This window comes from Burkholderia sp. BCC1638 (assembly GCF_902833195.1).
Taxonomy (GTDB): domain Bacteria; phylum Pseudomonadota; class Gammaproteobacteria; order Burkholderiales; family Burkholderiaceae; genus Burkholderia; species Burkholderia diffusa.
This window is the reverse complement of sequence record NZ_CADFEC010000002.1, coordinates 167,548-184,500: the sequence shown is the minus strand read 5'-3', so window position 1 is coordinate 184,500 and position 16,953 is coordinate 167,548. Positions and strand designations below refer to the sequence as shown.

Here is a 16,953-nt window from a genome sequence, read left to right as displayed (position 1 = left end):
AGAAAGAAACGACCTGCGTGCATCCCGTCCGGCATTCGCCTGACGGGACGCGACGTCCCCGTCAGTCGAGGAGTCGTTTTTTCAGTTTCAGCCCGGCCGCGCGCGCACCGGCCGCGATGGCGGCAAGGATCGAGGGCGAGCGCAGGGCAGCGGACATGGATGAACCGTGAAATGGGCTGAGCGGCGATCTTAACATCGGATCCGGCGCGTACGCGAGCGACGCGCGCCGTTTAGCAGAATTCGAGATTTGCTTTGCACGACAGATTGGAAAGCGCGCGGCGTCCGGCCGCTAGAATGCCCGCTTACGTTTCGATGACAGCGCGTACGCGTGCCGTCACGCACATTCACCACCACTGGAAACGGGGCATATCACGATGGCAAGCATCAACGGGATCGGCCGCTGGCTGCACACGGGCGCCGCGGCGGCGCTGGTCGTGGCGGCAACGGCCGCGCACGCGGACACGTCGATCCTGAACGTGTCGTACGACGTGACGCGCGAGCTGTACAAGGACATCAACACGAGCTTCGCCGCCGCGTACAAGCAGCAGACAGGCGAAACCGTGACGATCAAGCAGTCGCACGGCGCGTCGAGCGCGCAGGCGCTGTCGGTGCTGCAGGGGCTGCAGGCCGACGTCGTGACGATGAACCAGCCGAACGACATCGACCTGCTCGCCGAGCGCGGCCAGTTGCTGCCGAAGGACTGGCGCGCGCGCTTCCCAGACGGCAGCTCGCCGTACTCGACGACGATGGTGTTCCTCGTGCGCAAGGGCAATCCGAAGGCGATCAATGACTGGAGCGATCTCGCGAAGCCGGGTGTGCAGGTGATCATCGCGAACCCGAAGACGTCGGGTAACGGCCGCTACGCGTATCTCGCCGCGTGGGGCTACCAGAAGCAGAAGGGCGCGACCGACCAGCAGGCGCTCGACTTCGAGAAGGCGGTGTTCCGCAACGTCCCGGTGCTGGACTCGGGCGGCCGCGGCGCGACGACGACCTTCACGCAGCGCGGCATCGGCGACGTGCTCGTCACGTTCGAGAACGAGGTCGCGCAGATGGACACGGGCGCGTCGGGGGCGGAATTCGACGCCGTGTACCCGTCGGCGAGCATTCTCGCGGAGCCGCCCGTCGCCGTCGTCGACAAGGTCGTCGACAAGAAGGGCACGCGCAAGGTCGCGCAAGCGTATCTCGACTACCTGTACACGCCGCAGGCGCAGGAGATCATCGCGCGGCACCATCTGCGTCCGCGCGACGCGAACGTGCTGAAGAAGCATGCGGCCGAGTTCAAGCCGCTGAAGACGTTCAGCGTCGAGCAGGTTTTCGGCAGCTGGGCGAACGCGCAGAAGACGCACTTCGCCGACGGCGGCACGTTCGACCGCGTGATCGTCGACCGCAAGTAAGCACGCCGCACGCCGCGCGCGTGCCGGCGGGACGACCACGAAACCGGCCGCTCATGCGGCCGTTTTTTTGCGCCTCGCGCGGAAAGCCCGCTCCGCATCCCCGGCCGCCGCCTTCGCGTGCTACGCTCATCGCCTCCCTGCTTCAGGCCTCGCGCGATGAACGTCGATCCGTCCTCCCCAGCTTCCCGCGGCCGCGGCCGCAAGATCTGGTCGGGCACCCGCCCCGTGGTTGCATACGGGATGCCGCCGCTCGGCTGGCGCGACCTCTATCACCGTGCGCTGACGGTGAGCTGGCCCGTATTCTTCCTGTCGCTCGCGGTGCTGTTCCTGCTGCTCAACGGCGGCTTCGCGACGCTTTACCTGCTCGGCCACGCGCCGATCGCGAACCAGTCGCCGCCCGGGTTCGTCGGTGCGTTCTTCTTCAGCGTCGAGACGCTCGCGACGGTCGGCTACGGCGACATGCATCCGCAGACCGTCTACGCGCACCTCGTCTCGACCTTCGAGATCTTCATCGGGATGTCGGGCATCGCGCTGGCGACCGGCCTCGTGTTCGCGCGCTTCTCGCGGCCGCAGGCGAAGATCCTGTTCGCGCGTTACGCGATCGTGCGCCCGCTGAACGGGCAGATGACGCTGATGGTGCGGGCCGCGAATGCGCGCCAGAACGTGATCGCCGAAGCGCAGGCAAAACTGCGGCTGATGCGCCTGGAAGGCACGCACGAGGGTTATACGCTGCGCAAGATCCACGACCTGCCGCTCGTGCGCAGCGAGCATCCGATCTTCCTGCTCGGCTGGAACCTGATGCACGTGATCGACGAAACGAGCCCGCTGTTCGGTGAAACCGCCGAGTCGCTCGCTGCGCACGACGCGTCGCTGCTGATCACCATCGAAGGTTCCGACGAGACGACCGCGCAAGTCATGCAGGCGCGCTACTCATGGGCGCATGCGGAGATCCGCTGGCGTCACCGTTATGTCGACCTGATGCACGACGAAGGCGGCATCACGCACATCGACTACACGCATTTTCACGAAATCGTGCCGGTCGACGCCGATACGGACGAGCGCGGCTCGCCGGGCGTGGTGGTCGGGGCCGAGGCGGCGACGCAGGCGCCCGGGCCGGCTGCATGACACTGGCGAGCGGCGCGAACCGGCGCCGGCATTCGGTCGCGGCAGCCGCGATCGAATGCCGTGCCGTTCATGCATCACGCATGCAGCAGACGCACCGCTTCCCGCTGTTCGACCGCGACCGCGCGGCGATGGCCGTCGCGATCCTCGGCGCGCGCGACATAGTCGCCGAGCACGCCTTCGTGCGGCAGGAGGTGCGCGTCGAACGCGATCTTCAGCGTGCTGGCGAGCAGCAGGTCGGCCGCGGTGAAGTGATCGCCGACCAGCCAGCGGCTGTGGGCGAGCGTTTGCGCGAGCGCACGCTGCACGCGCGTGATGTTGCCCCAGCCGAAGGCGACGGGATTGCCCGACGCACCGGTGAATTTTTCGGCCATCGCGGGTTCGAGGCAGGTGGGCGTGAAGAACATCCATTGCAGGAAGCGGCCGCGCAGCGGATCGTCCGGCGCGATGCCGAGCCCGGCGCCCGGGCAGCGATCGGCGAGATAGAGCAGCACGGCGCCGGATTCGGCGAACGGTTCGCCGCCGTCGTCGAGCGCGGGCAGCTTGGCCATCGGATTGACCTGGACGAACGCGTCGCTGCCCTGTTCGTGCGAATGCAGGTCGATCGGCACGAGTTCGTAGACGGCGCCGATTTCCTCCAGCATCCACAGCGCCCGGAATGCCCGGGTCTTCGGCCAGTAGTAGAGCTTCATCGCGCCTCCGCGTCTCGGTATGCGTGTCGGTTCGGTGGATGCTCAAGCGTACCCGAGCGGGAGAGGTTCGGACAGGGGCGAAAGGCGGAAGCGGGTAACGAATTTCCCGCAAAGCCCGGCGCTGCCGAAGTTCATGAAATAACTAGTTATTGATTAACTAGTTATGAATTGATGCGTGAGCGCCCGGCCGATGCGGCAGTATCGGTGACGGGTCGCTCGAGCCCGGACGACGTTCGTCGACCGCGCGCGAAACACGAAAACCGGGTCACCCCGCGCGGGGCGACCGAGGGATTGAATTCAGGCCAGGCGGTCGCATTCGGCGAGTCAGGTGCTGCGTGACGCGCAGCGTGCCGGTGCGATCGCGCACGGAGAACAGCAACGAATGGCGAACGACGATCGCACCACGATCATTCCGCGACGCACGCCGGAATCGGCCGCGATGCGCGCGGAGCTCAAGCGGACGATGGCGATCACCGCGCGGCTCAACCGTCTGACCTTCGACGATGCGGACGAAGTCCGGGCATTGTTCGGAGAACTGATCGGCAAGCCGTTGGACGACGGCTTCCTGCTGATCCCGCCGTTCTACGCGACGGGTGGCGCCGATACGCGGATCGGCCGCAACGTGTTCGTCAACCAGAACTGCACGTTCTACGACCTCGGTGGCCTCGACATCGGCGACGACGTGATGATCGGCCCGAACGTCAGTCTCATCACGTCGGGCCATCCGGTCGAGCCGTCCCGCCGACGCGACGCCGTCGTCGCCCGGCCGATCGCGATCGGCCGCAACGTATGGATCGGCGCGGGCGCGACGATCATCGGCGGCGTGACGGTTGGCGAGAACGCGGTCGTCGGCGCGGGTTCCGTCGTGACGCGCGACGTTCCGCCGAATACGCTGGTCGGCGGAAACCCGGCACGGATCATCCGTTCGATTGCCGAATGACGGCGCTTGCGGGTGCGGCTCGCTGCGCAGCGAATGTGGACAACCGGCCGCGCCGTTCACTCGAAATGCTGTGGATTCGAACGGTGAGCGAGCACCCGGAGGTCGAATTTGCGAGGCTTTCCGGCATGTGACGCCGATCGCTGGCAGGGGCAGGAGCCGACGTTGCCGATGCGCCGGCGGAAAATGTCCGCGCCGGGCCGCTTGTGGATATCCCGGCCTCGAAACCACTCGGCATGCTGTGCATTTCACCGGTGAGTGCGACGTCGTGCGACCGGATGCGCGGGGCAGGGTGTGGACAACCGGGCTCCCGACGACGAAAAAAGCTGTGCCATCGAACGGTGAGTACCGTCGACCGATTGCGCGTGAGGCTTGCCGGGTGCGGACTTCCGGGCGTCGCGCGAAATCCGGAACGCCGCGCATTCTAGCGGCGCGTGCGGATCGGCGATAGCTCCGCGCGCGTATCGCGGTGTGGATATCCTGCCGTGCCGTTCACTCGAAGCGCTGTGTATTTCAATGGTGAGCGTCGCGCCCGGTCGAACCGGGTGTTGGCTTGCGCGCCCGTTCGCGATCGTCGATCGCGGCTTCGAGGGTCGCGCATTCTACCCGCACTCGCGATCGCGCGTTTCATTCGAGTATGTGCCGCGATGTGGATATCCGGTCGCCGAAACCAGTCGACGTGCTGTGTATTTCAGCGGTGAGCGCGGGCGCGTGCGGCTCGGCCATGTCGGTGCGAGTCCCGACCGACGGGCCTCGGCGGGGTTGCGGCCACCGCTGTTCATGCCTGAATCGGCGACTGCATTCGACACCGTGCCGACGCTCACCGTTGAATTTCACAGCGTTTCGAGTGGTCGTAGGGTGGGTTATCCACACCCGGGTCGGTGTCCTCTTTCGATCGCCGTGCCGCCGCTCACCATCGGAATTCACAGCGTTTCGAGTCGTCGTGGATCGCGCTATCCACACCGGGATCGGCGCGCTCTTTCGATCGAGTGCCGTCGCTCACCGTCGAATTTCACAGCGTTTCGATTCGTCGCGGGTTGGGATTTCCGCACCTGAGTAGGCATTTTCGTTCGGTCGCGTGCCGGCGCTCACCATCGAAATTCACAGGGTTTTTAGTGTCTGGCGGCGACGATATCCACACGCGGATCTGCGCCGCGTTCAGTTGCGCGACGGCATGTTCAGATGAACGCCAAAGCCGCGCCAGTGCTCGTGCGGGGACGCCCATCCGCGCAGAAACTGGCACCCGACGCGAGCCCGCCGCGCACATGCCTGCATTGCCGTGACGACCGGATCGCCGCTCCCGAGCAACGCGAGCGCGGACAGCGGTGTGGATATCGCACCGCCGAATCGACTCGCAAATCTGTGCATCCGACAGGTGAGAGCGAACGTCGCAGTGGCCGGGCGGGAATCCGGCGGTGTGGATATCTCCCGCCGGCATCGACTCGTCGCGCTGTGAATTTCAACGGTGAGCGTCGGCATCCGCTCGAACCGCGGAGCGATCGAGGTGTGGACATCCGGCCTTCGACGCGACTCGAAACCCTGTGCAATCGACCGGTGAGCACGCCCAACCGCTTCGCCCGCAGCCCGCGGCCCCCGGCATTGTGGACATCCCGCATCCGCGACCAATCCGAACGCTGTGCATCCGACGGGTGAGGACGCGCCCGTTCCGCCGCGCGAACCCTTGCCGCACGGCCCGCGAGCGCCCACCGCCGGGCCCGCGGGCCGTCTCCCGCATGTCCCCGCGTTTTCGAGGCAACCGCTTCGGCCACGCCGATATGCCTCCAGAAGCCGTCCGCCACCCCGCGCGAAAACTCACTCAATTCCCGGCCAAAACCTGCGCAGTTTTTCTCACTCCGGCGCCGCCCGAGCAAGATGAGAAAAAACTTTCTCGCCTTCCCGCGAAAAAATAGAGCCATCCAGTTGCTCCCCGGCCGGCGTCGCCCGACGCCCCGGTGCACGGCATAGAACACACAATCAGGAGACATCCCCATGACCGCCCGACTGCCTGTCGACGGCACGCCCGCTCTATCCGACTACCGCCTGACCGACAACCTGACCGCCACGCGCGGCCGGATCTTCCTGACCGGCACGCAGGCGCTGGTGCGCCTGTTGCTGATGCAGCGCGCGTCCGACACCGCGCAGGGCCTGAACACGGCCGGCTTCGTCAGCGGCTACCGCGGCTCGCCGCTCGGGATGGTCGACCAGCAGCTGTGGAAGGCGAAGAAACTGCTCGACGGCGGCGGCGTGCGCTTCCTGCCCGCGATCAACGAGGAACTCGGCGGCACCGCAGTGCTCGGCACGCAGCGCGTCGAGGCTGACCCGGAGCGCACCGTCGATGGCGTGTATGCGATGTGGTACGGCAAGGGCCCCGGCGTCGACCGCGCCGGCGACGCGCTGAAGCACGGCAACGCATATGGCTCGTCGCCGCACGGCGGCGTGCTGGTGGTGGCGGGCGACGACCACGGCTGCGTGTCGTCGTCGATGCCGCACCAGAGCGACTTCGCGATGATCGCGTGGCACATGCCGGTCGTGAACCCGTCGAACATCGCCGACATGCTCGAGTTCGGCCTGTACGGCTGGGCGCTGTCGCGCTTCTCGGGGGCGTGGGTCGGCTTCAAGGCGATCTCGGAGACCGTCGAGTCGGGCTCGACCGTCGATCTCGACGCGCTGCAGACGCAATGGCCGGCGCCGACGGGCTTCACGCCGCCGGCGGGCGGCCTGCACAACCGCTGGCCCGACCTGCCGAGCCTGACGATCGAGGCGCGTCTCGCGGCGAAGCTCGACGCGGTGCGCCATTTCGCGCGCACCAACAGCATCGACAAGTGGATCGCGCCGAGCGCGCACGCGAACGTCGGCATCGTCACGTGCGGCAAGGCGCATCTCGACCTGATGGAAGCGCTGCGCCGGCTCGACCTCACCGTCGCCGACCTGGAAGCGGCCGGCGTGCGGATCTACAAGGTCGGCCTGTCGTATCCGCTCGAGATGACGCGGATCGAAACCTTCGTCGACGGCCTGTCGGAAGTGCTCGTCATCGAAGAGAAGGGCCCGGTGATCGAGCAGCAGATCAAGGATTACCTGTACAACCGCGCGGACGGTGCGCGCCCGCGCGTGCTCGGCAAGCACGATGCCGAAGGCGCGTGCCTGCTGTCCGAGCTGGGCGAACTGCGCCCGTCGCGCATTCTGCCGGTGTTCGCCACGTGGCTCGCGCGTCACAAGCCGGCGCTCGATCGCCGCGAGCGCGTCGTCGATCTCGTCGCGCCGCAGATCCTGTCGAACGAGGCGGACGCGGTGAAGCGCACGCCGTACTTCTGCTCGGGCTGCCCGCACAACACGTCGACGAAGGTGCCGGAAGGCTCGATCGCGCAGGCCGGCATCGGCTGCCACTTCATGGCGTCATGGATGGAGCGCGACACGACGGGCCTGATCCAGATGGGCGGCGAGGGCGTCGACTGGGCCGCGCACGCGATGTTCACCAACACGAAGCACGTGTTCCAGAACCTCGGCGACGGCACCTACTTCCATTCGGGCATTCTCGCGATCCGCCAGGCGGTCGCCGCGAAAGCGAACATCACGTACAAGATCCTCTACAACGATGCGGTCGCGATGACGGGCGGCCAGCCGGTCGACGGCAGCATCTCGGTGCCGCAGATCGCGCGGCAGGTCGAGGCGGAAGGCGTGTCGCGCTTCGTCGTGGTGTCCGACGAACCGGAGAAGTACGACGGCCATCACGGCTTGTTCCCGAAGGGCACGACGTTCCATCACCGCAGCGAGCTCGACGCGGTGCAGCGCGAGCTGCGCGAGACGCCGGGCGTCACCGTGCTGATCTACGACCAGACCTGCGCGGCCGAGAAGCGCCGCCGCCGCAAGAAGGGCGAGTTCCCCGACCCGGACAAGCGCCTGTTCATCAACGACGCGGTGTGCGAAGGCTGCGGCGACTGCGGCGTGCAGTCGAACTGCCTGTCCGTCGAGCCGCTCGAGACGCCGCTCGGCCGCAAGCGCCGCATCGACCAGTCGTCATGCAACAAGGATTACTCGTGCGTGAACGGCTTTTGCCCGAGCTTCGTGACGGTCGAAGGCGCGGCGCTGAAGAAGGCCGCGGGCGCGGCGTTCGACGAGGCGGCGCTCGCCGTGCGCGTCGACGCGCTGCCCGTGCCCGCGACGCATCTCGACGCGGCGCCGTACGACATGCTCGTCACCGGCGTGGGCGGCACGGGCGTCGTGACGGTCGGCGCGCTGATCAGCATGGCCGCGCACCTCGAAGGCAAGAGCGCGTCGGTGCTCGACTTCATGGGCTTCGCGCAGAAGGGCGGCTCGGTGCTGTCGTTCGTGCGGATCGCGTCGAGCGACCGGTGGCTGAACCAGGTGCGCATCGACACGCAGCAGGCCGACGTGCTGCTCGCGTGCGACATGGTCGTCGGCGCGAGCGCCGAGGCGCTGCAGACGGTGCGCCATGAGCGCACGCGAATCGTCGTCAACACGCACCGGATTCCGAACGCGTCGTTCGTGCAGAACCCCGACGCAAACCTGCACGCGGATGCGCTGCTCGAAAAAATGCACCATGCGGCCGGTGAAGGCTACCTGTCGAGCTGCGACGCGCAGGCGCTCGCCGCGAAGTTCCTCGGCGATTCGATCGGCGCGAACATCCTGATGCTGGGCTACGCATGGCAGCACGGCCTCGTGCCGGTGTCGCTCGCCGCGATGATGCGCGCGATCGAGCTGAACAACGTCGCGGTGCCGATGAACAAGCTCGCGTTCGCGATCGGCCGGATGGCGGCCGGCGACGCTGCAGGCCTCGATGCGTTGTGGAACGCGCGTCACGCGGTGGCCGCGGCGGTTTCGCCCGAAACGCTCGCCGAACTGATCGCCGATCGCGAAGCGCGCCTCGACGCATACGGCGGCGCGCGATACGTTGAGCGCTACCGCGCGCTGGTGAGCGCGGCGCGCGCGAAGGGCGACGATGCGCTGACGCGTGCCGTCGCGACGACGTTCTACCGGCTGCTCGCGGTGAAGGACGAATACGAAGTCGCGCGGCTGTATGCGGACGGTGCGTTCCGCACGGCGCTCGAAGCGCAGTTCGAAGGCGTGCCGGGGCAGGACTATCGCGTGAAGTTCAACCTGGCGCCGCCGACGGTTGCGAAGGCCGGGCGCGACGGCAGCGCGCCGAAGAAGCGCGTGTTCGGCCAGTGGATGTGGCCGGTGCTCGGCACGCTCGCGCGCGTGCGCGGCCTGCGCGGCACGTGGCTCGATCCGTTCGGCCGCACCGCCGAGCGCAGGATGGAGCGCGCGCTCGCGGACGACTACGAGACGACGCTCACGCGCGCGCTCGCCGCGACGACCGCCGGCAACGCGGCACAGGTCGCGCAGCTTGCGGATCTTCACGCCCGCGTGCGCGGCTTCGGTCACGTGAAGGTGCGCAACCTCGCGGGCGTGAAGCGCGCGGAGCGCGAGCTCGCGCTGCAACTCGGCATCGACGCGGCGACGAGCGCGGCCGTGCAGCACGCGCTCGACGAGATGAAGGGCGCGGGGATGCTGAAGGGAATCCCGGTCGTGATCGCGAAGTGACGCGAACACGCGAGGATGTGAAAACGGCGACGCCTTCGCGTCGCCGTTTTTTTATCGGCAAGCCGAGCAATCGCGCCGCGGCGCGGCCGCTCAGATGATCCCTTTCTTGCGCGTCGACAGCGCCGTTTCCGACAGATCGATCTCGCGGATCAGCTTCGTCAGCGTCTCGTCGGAAATCTTGCTTTCGCTGCGCAGCCGGTACAACACCGAACGTTCCGCGCGCACCGCCGCGATCCGCATCTGCAGCTCCATCGTTTCGGTCTGCTTGGCTTCCGCGCGCGGCGTCGGGCCGTCCTCGGCGAGCGCGGCCAGGCGCCGGCGATACTGGTCCATCACGCGCGCGGAGATGTCCGCGCAGCGCGCGGCGCCCGATTCGTCGAGATCGGCCGAGATCGCGTCGTGCGACGAGTCGATCGCGCGAATCGCGGCCTGCGCGGCGGCCGCGCGCGCGGTGCGCTCCTCGTCGGCGAGCGGATTGCGCGTCGAGCGCACGCCGCGCAGCAGCAACGGCAGGCCGATCACCGCGACGACCAGCGAACCGAGGATCACCGCCGACGCGACGAAGATCGCGGTGTCGCGCCCGGGCAGCGGCGCGCCGTCGGACAGCGCGACGGGGATCGACAGCACGCCCGCGAGCGTGACCGCGCCGCGCACGCCGCCGACCGTCATCACCGCGATCGTGCGGACGCCGGCCATCGTGCCCGCGAGGCCGTGGCGGGCGGCGCGGCGGCTCGCGATCCAGCGCAGCAGCCAGACCCACAGGAAGCGGATCGCGTACAGCGCGAGCATCATCGCGCATACATTGAAGATCATCCGGCCGACGAGCGCGTCGCTCGTGTGATGCGCGTCGACGAGCGCGCGGCCGATGATGTGCGGCAGCTGCAGCCCGAGCATGATGAACACCATGCCGTTGAACACGAACTCGATCATCGCCCACGTGCTCTCGGCGCGCACGCGCGACGCGACCGTGCTTTTGCGGGAGAAGCTCGTGTAGTTCATCATCATCCCGGCCGACACGGCCGCGAGCACGCCCGACAGCTCCAGGTGCTCGGCGAACAGATAGGCGGCGAACGGCACGAGCAGCGTCATCACGATGCCGGGGGCCGGGTCGCCTTCCTGCTCGGCGTTCAGGAACCGCGTCGACAGCGCGCTGAACACCCACGACACGATCGCGCCCGTCGCGAGCCCGCCGGCGGCGACGATCACGAACGTGATCGACGCATCGCGCAGCGAGAACACGCCGGTGAGCGCGGCCGCGACCGCGAACTTCAGCGCGACCAGGCCCGACGCGTCGTTCATCAGCGCCTCGCCTTCGAGGATGTGCATCAGTTGCGGCGGAATCCGCCCCTTGCCGGCGATGCCCGACAGCGCGACCGCGTCGGTGGGCGACAGCACGGCCGCGAGCGCGAACGCGATCGGCAGCGGCAACTCGGGTATCAGCCAGTGCGCGAAGTAGCCGACTGCGAGTACCGTCATGAACACGAGCCCGAACGCGAGCATCAGGATCGCGCGGCGCTGCAGGTACAGCTCGCGTTTCGGAATCCGCCAGCCGTCCGCGAACAGCAGCGGCGGAATGAACAGCAGCATGAAGATTTCGGGATCGAACGTGACGTGCAGGTTCAGCTTCGGCCATGCGAGCATCGCGCCGAACGCGATCTGCATCAGCGGCAGCGGCAATTGCAGTGGCAGGATGCGCGTGACCGCGCCGGACAGCGCGACGGTCAGCAGCAGGATCAGGACTGTGAAGACGATTTCCATCGATACGGCGATTGTGGAGAATGAAACGACCGTACGGAGTTTAGCGTGGCGACGTGACGGGTGCGTTCGAGTGCGCCGGTGCGCATGCACGCGAACGGTGCATCCGGCCTGCGCCACGCTGGTGCGGCGCCGCCGCACGCAGGCGCGGCGCGGGTGATCGGCCCTTGCACGGACCTTGCTTGATGCTTGCCTACCGTCCGGCACCGGCCGGACAACCGAGGATTCCACCATGACATTGCGCGCGCCGTTTCAAGCACTCGCCGCGTTCGGCTGCATCGCCAGGAGGGCGCCATGACGATCGTGCAACAGGAGCGTCCGGCCACCGCTTCGCCGTATCGTTTCGAGCGGGAGATGAGCTCCGGCCTCGAACGCCTCGCGACGCAGCATCGCGACCTGACGCTCACGACCGTGTTCCAGCCGATCTTCAGCCTGTCGCACCAGCGTGCGGTGGGCTACGAGGCGCTATTGCGCGCCCACGACGCGCTCGACCGGGCGGTGTCGCCGCTCGACGTGTTCGGCGAGGCCGCGCGCCAGGGCGAACTGCTGCAGCTCGACCGGCTCGCGCAGGCGCTGCATCTCGAGAACTTCGCGCTGCTCGGCGCCGAGCGCGAGTGGCTGTTTCTCAACGTGCATCCGGGCGTGCTCACCGACCCGTTCCAGGCCGCCGCGCTGCTCGCGAACCTGAAGCGGATCGGCATGCCGCCGCGCCGCGTCGTGCTCGAAGTGCTCGAGCAGCGCGCGGAGGACATCGAGCGGCTCGCCGAAGCCGTGCGCGAATTCCGCGCGCAGGGTTTCCTGATCGCGCTCGACGATTTCGGCGCCGGCCACTCGAACCTCGAGCGGATCTGGCAGCTGAACCCGGACATCGTGAAACTCGACCGGATCATGCTGTCGCACGCGGCGCACCGCACGGGGCTCACCGCGATCCTGCACGGGCTCGTCACGCTGCTGCACGAGGCCGGCAAGCTCGTGCTCGTCGAGGGGATCGAGACCGAGCACGACGCGCAGATCGCGCTGTCGTGCGAGGCCGATTTCGTGCAGGGCTATTACTTCGGCCGTCCGGCGCCCGGGCTGCCCGACAGCGCGACGGCGACCGGCTGCATCGGCGAGCTGACCGAGCGTTTTCGGCAACAATCCGAAGCGCGCGAGCGGCGCGACGCGCAGCGGCTCGCGCCGTACCTGCGCGCGTTCGAGCGTGCGGCCGAGCGGGTGGCGGCCGGCGAGCCGCTCGACGAGGTGTGCTGGAACTTCCTCGCGCTCGACGCCGCCGCGCGCTGCTTCCTGCTCGACGCGCGGGGCCGCCAGGCGGGCCGCAACGTCGTGCTGCGCGCGGACCGCGCGCTCGCCGAGGCGCGCTTCTCGCCGCTGTCCGACGCGCAGGGGGCGAACTGGTTGCGCCGGCCATATTTCCGCACGGCGATCGCCGAGCCCGGACGCGTGCAGGTGACGCGCCCGTACTTGTCGATCAACGAGGCGCAGCCCTGCGTGACGCTGTCGGTGGCCGTGCGCATCGGCGATGCGCAGCATGTGCTGTGCGGCGATATCGACTGGATCGACGAGGAAGCGGATGGCGCATAGCGACGGCGTCGCGCTGGCGCCGTTCACGCCGCTCGGCTAGGATGCGCGAATTGTCCTGACGATTCGCGAGCCGCCGATGAACCGAACCGCCGCTTCCTCCGTCCTCCTCGAAGTGATCGCCACCACCGTCGGCGACGCGAAGGCCGCCGCCCGCGCGGGCGCCGACCGCCTCGAACTCGTGACCGCGATCAGCGAAGGCGGGCTGACGCCGAGCGTCGGCCTGATCGAGGCCGTCGTGGCCGCCGTGGCGATTCCGGTGAACGTGATCGTGCGGCCGCACAGCCGCTCGTTCGTCTACGATGCCGACGACCTGCGCGTGATCGAGCGCGACGTGCGCGCGGCCGTCGCGGCCGGTGCGAACGGCGTCGTGTTCGGTGCGCTCGATGCGCGCGGCGACGTCGATCTCGATGCGCTCGCGCGCGTCGCGGCGGCCGCGGACGGGCGCGACCTGACGTTCCATCGCGCATTCGACGTGTCGCGCGACCTCAATGCCGCGTTCGATGCGCTGCTGCGCGTGCCGGCCGTCACGTCGGTGCTGACCTCGGGCGGCCATCCGTCGGTGCTCGACGCGGTCGCGACGATCACGCGGCTGGTCCGGCAGGCGGCGGGCTCGACCTGCACGGTGCTGGCCGGCTCGGGGCTCACGATCGACGCGGTCGGTGATTTCGTTCGCGCCACCGGCGTGCGCGCGGTGCATTTCGGCTCGGGCGTGCGGCCGCGCGGTGAAGTGCTGGCGCCGGTCGACGAACAGCGCGTCGAGCGCGTGCGCGCGGCGCTCGACGGTGCGGCGGCGCATGTGTGACGGGCGGCGCTGAAAGCCGCGCGCCGACGATCGGGCGAAAAAAAGCCGGGGCATGCCCCGGCTTTTTCGTCTGCAAGCCAAACGCGCTGCAGTCGCTTACGCGTTCTCCGCCAGTGCGTCGGCCTGGCTCGCGCGGATGCCGAGGCGCTCGAACAGCGCGCGGTCGCGCTGCGTCTGCGGGTTGCTCGTGGTCAGCAGCTGGTCGCCGTAGAACATCGAGTTCGCGCCCGCGAGGAAGCACATCGCCTGCATCGCGTCGTCGAGCTGCTCGCGGCCGGCCGACAGGCGCACGACGGCCTTGGGCATCGTGATGCGCGCCACCGCGATCGTGCGCACGAACTCGAACGGGTCGAGCGGTGCGGTGCCTTCGAGCGGCGTGCCTTCGATCGCGACGAGGTTGTTGATCGGCACCGATTCCGGATACGGGTTCAGGTTCGCGAGCTGCGAAATCAGGCCCGCGCGTTCGCGGCGCGATTCGCCCATCCCGATGATGCCGCCGCAACACACGTTGATGCCCGCATCGCGCACGCGGTCGAGCGTGTCGAGACGATCCTGGTACGTGCGCGTCGAGATCACCTGGCCGTAGAACTCCGGCGACGTGTCGAGGTTGTGGTTGTAGTAGTCGAGGCCCGCGTCGGCGAGCTGCTGCGCCTGCTCGTTTTCCAGCATGCCGAGCGTCATGCAGGTCTCGAGGCCCAGTTCCTTCACGCCGCGCACCATCTCGGTCAGCGCCGGCATGTGGCGCTCCTTCGGGTTGCGCCAGGCGGCGCCCATGCAGAAGCGGCTCGCGCCGTTCGCCTTCGCCGCGCGCGCGGCGTCGAGCACCGTGTCGACGTCCATCAGCTTCTCGGCCTTCAGGCCCGTTTCGTGATGCGACGATTGCGAGCAGTAGCCGCAATCTTCCTCGCAGCCGCCCGTCTTGATCGACAGCAGCGTCGACAGCTGCACCGCGTTCGCGTCGAAATGCTCGCGATGCACCTGCTGCGCGCGGAACATCAGGTCGTTGAACGGCAGTTCGAACAGCGCGACGACGTCGGCGACGCGCCAGCGCTGCGGCGCCGGAGCGGCCACGGGGATCGCGTCGGGTTGCACGGCGGCGGTCTGGGCTTGGGTCATGGTGGTTTTCCTGTCGTGAATGCGGGGATCGTGAGGTCAATGCCGCGCGTGGCGCAGCGTATCGACGAGCGTGGCGATGTCGAGCATCGCCGCCGCGGATTCGGGGGCGGCCGGCGCCAAGTGCGCGATGCGGCCGAGGAGCGGCGCGCGGTGCTCGCGCGCGAGCCAGTCGCGGATCGTCGCGACGTTCTCGTCGGCGTACGACATGGCCGGGTCGACGTGGTTCGCGACCCAGCCGGCGAGCGTGAGGCCGCGCTGGCGAATCGCGTCGGCCGTGAGCAGCGCGTGGCTGATGCAGCCGAGCCGCATGCCGACGACGAGCACGACGGGCAGGCCGAGCGCGACCGCGAGGTCGGCCGTGTCCTGCGTGTCGTTCAGCGGCACGCGGAAGCCGCCGACGCCTTCGACGACGACGACGTCCGCGCGCGTCAGCGCTTCGCGGTGGCTCGCGACGATCGTGTCGAGGTCGAGCGTCACGCCTTCCTGCGCGGCGACGATGTGCGGTGCGGCGGGTGCCTTCAGCAGGAACGGCGTGCGCAGCTCGGGCGGCAGCGCGACGTTTGCGGCCGCGTCGAGCTGGTCGGCGTCCTCGTTGTGCCAGACGCCGTCGCGTTCGTACGCGCCGGCGGCGACGGGCTTCAGCGCGGCCGCGCGCAGCCCGTGCCGCGCGAAGCCGTGCAGCATCGCGGCCGACACGAAGGTCTTGCCGATCTCGGTGTCGGTGCCGGTGACGAAGAGGGAAAGCGGGGCCGTCATGCCGCAGCTTCCTCGGGGGGCAGCGAACGTGCGTGAGCGTCGGGGTGGTCCGCCCCCTCGCTGGCCTCGATCAGCGCGGTTTCGAGCCGCGCGAGATCGTCGAACGAATGCGCGGCCGACAGCGAGATGCGCAGCCGCGACGTGCCGGCGGGCACCGTCGGCGGCCGGATCGCGGGCACCCACAGGCCGTGCGCGTCGAGCGAGCGCATCGCCGCGAGCGTCGCGTCGTTGCTGCCGATCACGAGCGGCTGCACGGCCGTATGCGAGTCGACCGGCTGCCAGCGCGTCATGCGCAGCAGCGCGCGCGTGCGCTCGATCAGCGCGGCGAGGTGCGCGCGTCGCGCATCGCCTTCGTCGCCGCCGATCACCTTCAGGCTCGCCGAGACCGCATGCGCGACGGCCGGCGGCGCGGCCGTCGTGAAGATGTAGCTGCGCGCGCGCTGGATCATCCATTCGATCACGGTCTCGTGCGCGACGACGAACGCGCCCGCGACGCCGGCGGCCTTGCCGAGCGTGCCGACGTACACGAGGTTCGGCGAGCGCAGCGCGGCGGCCGCGAGCGCGCCGCGGCCTTGCGGGCCGAGCACGCCGAAGCCGTGCGCGTCGTCGACGACGAGCCACGCGCCGTGGCGTTCGGCCAGCGCGACGAGTTCGGCGAGCGGCGCGATGTCGCCGTCCATGCTGAACACGGTGTCGCTGACGATCAGTTTCGTTTCGGCGTCCGATGCATCGAGCAGCGCGGCGAGCGCGGCCATGTCCGCATGCGGGTAGACCTGCACGGTCGCACGCGACAGCCGGATTCCGTCGATCAGCGACGCGTGGTTCAGCGCGTCCGAGAAGATCGTCGCGTGTTTGCCGGTGAGGGCTGTCATCGCGGCGAGGTTCGCCATGTAGCCGGTGCTGAAGTACAACGCGCGCGGTGCATCGGAGAAGCCGCCCGCGAAGGCGGCGAGTTCGTCCTCGAGCGTCGCGTGCGCGCGCGAATGGCCGCCGAGCAGATGCGAGCCGCCGCTGCCGGAGCCGTAGCGCTGCGCGCCTTCGCCGAACGCGGCGACGAGCGCGGGGTGCGCGGCGAGGCCGAGGTAATCGTTGCTCGCGAAGCCGACGATGTCGCGGCCGTCGACGCGCATGTGCGCGTCGCAGGCGGTGTCGGCGGTGCGGCGCACGCGTCGCAGGCCCTGCGCGTCGAGTTCGGCGAGGCCGCGCTGCAGCGTGTCGAGCAGGGGCATGGTCGTT

At 68.7% G+C, this 16,953-nt stretch carries 11 protein-coding genes; 6 read left to right on the top strand and 5 right to left on the bottom strand.

Going from position 1 to position 16,953, the window contains the following annotated elements; genetic code table 11:
* Positions 1-374: 374 nt before the first annotated feature.
* The gene (locus tag HWX22_RS02635; protein ID WP_175915000.1) at positions 375-1,394 is read left to right on the top strand and encodes a sulfate ABC transporter substrate-binding protein; all 1,020 of its coding nucleotides are present in this window, start codon (positions 375-377) and stop codon (positions 1,392-1,394) included.
* A gap of 156 nt (positions 1,395-1,550) precedes the next feature.
* A complete protein-coding gene (locus HWX22_RS02630; protein ID WP_175914999.1) occupies positions 1,551-2,519 on the top strand; it encodes an ion channel in 969 nt (322 codons plus the stop codon).
* A gap of 74 nt (positions 2,520-2,593) precedes the next feature.
* Here the strand turns inward: HWX22_RS02630 and HWX22_RS02625 are convergent, their stop codons facing one another.
* Positions 2,594-3,208: a glutathione S-transferase gene (locus HWX22_RS02625; protein ID WP_175914998.1), complete on the bottom strand. Its 615-nt coding sequence runs from the start codon at positions 3,206-3,208 to the stop codon at positions 2,594-2,596.
* Between the two features lie 382 nt (positions 3,209-3,590).
* Here HWX22_RS02625 and HWX22_RS02620 point away from each other — a divergent pair, with 382 nt between their 5' ends.
* On the top strand, positions 3,591-4,148 hold the full coding sequence (locus HWX22_RS02620) for a sugar O-acetyltransferase (protein WP_059523933.1): 558 nt from the start codon (positions 3,591-3,593) through the stop codon (positions 4,146-4,148).
* Between the two features lie 1,986 nt (positions 4,149-6,134).
* A complete protein-coding gene (locus HWX22_RS02615) occupies positions 6,135-9,707 on the top strand; it encodes an indolepyruvate ferredoxin oxidoreductase family protein (RefSeq protein WP_175914997.1) in 3,573 nt (1,190 codons plus the stop codon).
* A 90-nt stretch (positions 9,708-9,797) separates the two neighbouring features.
* Here the strand turns inward: HWX22_RS02615 and HWX22_RS02610 are convergent, their stop codons facing one another.
* Positions 9,798-11,465 carry a Na+/H+ antiporter gene (locus HWX22_RS02610; RefSeq protein ID WP_059819865.1) on the bottom strand — a complete coding sequence of 556 codons (1,668 nt, stop codon included), beginning with the start codon at positions 11,463-11,465 and terminating at the stop codon, positions 9,798-9,800.
* A gap of 291 nt (positions 11,466-11,756) precedes the next feature.
* On the opposite strand from HWX22_RS02610, the gene HWX22_RS02605 reads away from it, so the two are divergent.
* Positions 11,757-13,043, top strand: coding sequence for an EAL domain-containing protein (locus HWX22_RS02605; protein WP_175909222.1), 1,287 nt, complete (start codon positions 11,757-11,759; stop codon positions 13,041-13,043).
* Between the two features lie 76 nt (positions 13,044-13,119).
* Entirely contained in the window at positions 13,120-13,845 is a 726-nt protein-coding gene (locus HWX22_RS02600; RefSeq protein ID WP_059523942.1) for a copper homeostasis protein CutC, read from the top strand.
* A 96-nt stretch (positions 13,846-13,941) separates the two neighbouring features.
* On the opposite strand, the gene bioB is transcribed toward HWX22_RS02600, so the two are convergent.
* The 3 genes from bioB to bioF are packed head-to-tail and all read right to left on the bottom strand — an operon-like array spanning position 13,942 to position 16,946.
* Entirely contained in the window at positions 13,942-14,961 is a 1,020-nt protein-coding gene (gene bioB / locus HWX22_RS02595; protein ID WP_059523944.1) for a biotin synthase BioB, read from the bottom strand.
* A 36-nt stretch (positions 14,962-14,997) separates the two neighbouring features.
* The gene (bioD, locus tag HWX22_RS02590) at positions 14,998-15,717 is read right to left on the bottom strand and encodes a dethiobiotin synthase (protein WP_059703257.1); all 720 of its coding nucleotides are present in this window, start codon (positions 15,715-15,717) and stop codon (positions 14,998-15,000) included.
* Positions 15,714-16,946, bottom strand: coding sequence for an 8-amino-7-oxononanoate synthase (gene bioF, locus HWX22_RS02585; protein WP_175914996.1), 1,233 nt, complete (start codon positions 16,944-16,946; stop codon positions 15,714-15,716). Before bioF ends, bioD begins: the two co-directional genes overlap by 4 nt.
* Positions 16,947-16,953: the final 7 nt, after the last annotated feature.

What these genes read in the sequence shown, in the direction of transcription:
- bioD (WP_059703257.1), bottom strand. Translation starts at nt 15,717, where the DNA reads ATGACGGCCCCGCTTTCCCTCTTCGTCACCGGCACCGACACCGAGATC.
- HWX22_RS02625 (WP_175914998.1), bottom strand. Translation starts at nt 3,208, where the DNA reads ATGAAGCTCTACTACTGGCCGAAGACCCGGGCATTCCGGGCGCTGTGG.
- bioF (WP_175914996.1), bottom strand. Translation starts at nt 16,946, where the DNA reads ATGCCCCTGCTCGACACGCTGCAGCGCGGCCTCGCCGAACTCGACGCG.
- HWX22_RS02615 (WP_175914997.1), top strand. Translation starts at nt 6,135, where the DNA reads ATGACCGCCCGACTGCCTGTCGACGGCACGCCCGCTCTATCCGACTAC.
- HWX22_RS02630 (WP_175914999.1), top strand. Translation starts at nt 1,551, where the DNA reads ATGAACGTCGATCCGTCCTCCCCAGCTTCCCGCGGCCGCGGCCGCAAG.
- HWX22_RS02610 (WP_059819865.1), bottom strand. Translation starts at nt 11,465, where the DNA reads ATGGAAATCGTCTTCACAGTCCTGATCCTGCTGCTGACCGTCGCGCTG.
- HWX22_RS02600 (WP_059523942.1), top strand. Translation starts at nt 13,120, where the DNA reads ATGAACCGAACCGCCGCTTCCTCCGTCCTCCTCGAAGTGATCGCCACC.
- HWX22_RS02620 (WP_059523933.1), top strand. Translation starts at nt 3,591, where the DNA reads ATGGCGAACGACGATCGCACCACGATCATTCCGCGACGCACGCCGGAA.
- HWX22_RS02635 (WP_175915000.1), top strand. Translation starts at nt 375, where the DNA reads ATGGCAAGCATCAACGGGATCGGCCGCTGGCTGCACACGGGCGCCGCG.
- HWX22_RS02605 (WP_175909222.1), top strand. Translation starts at nt 11,757, where the DNA reads ATGACGATCGTGCAACAGGAGCGTCCGGCCACCGCTTCGCCGTATCGT.
- bioB (WP_059523944.1), bottom strand. Translation starts at nt 14,961, where the DNA reads ATGACCCAAGCCCAGACCGCCGCCGTGCAACCCGACGCGATCCCCGTG.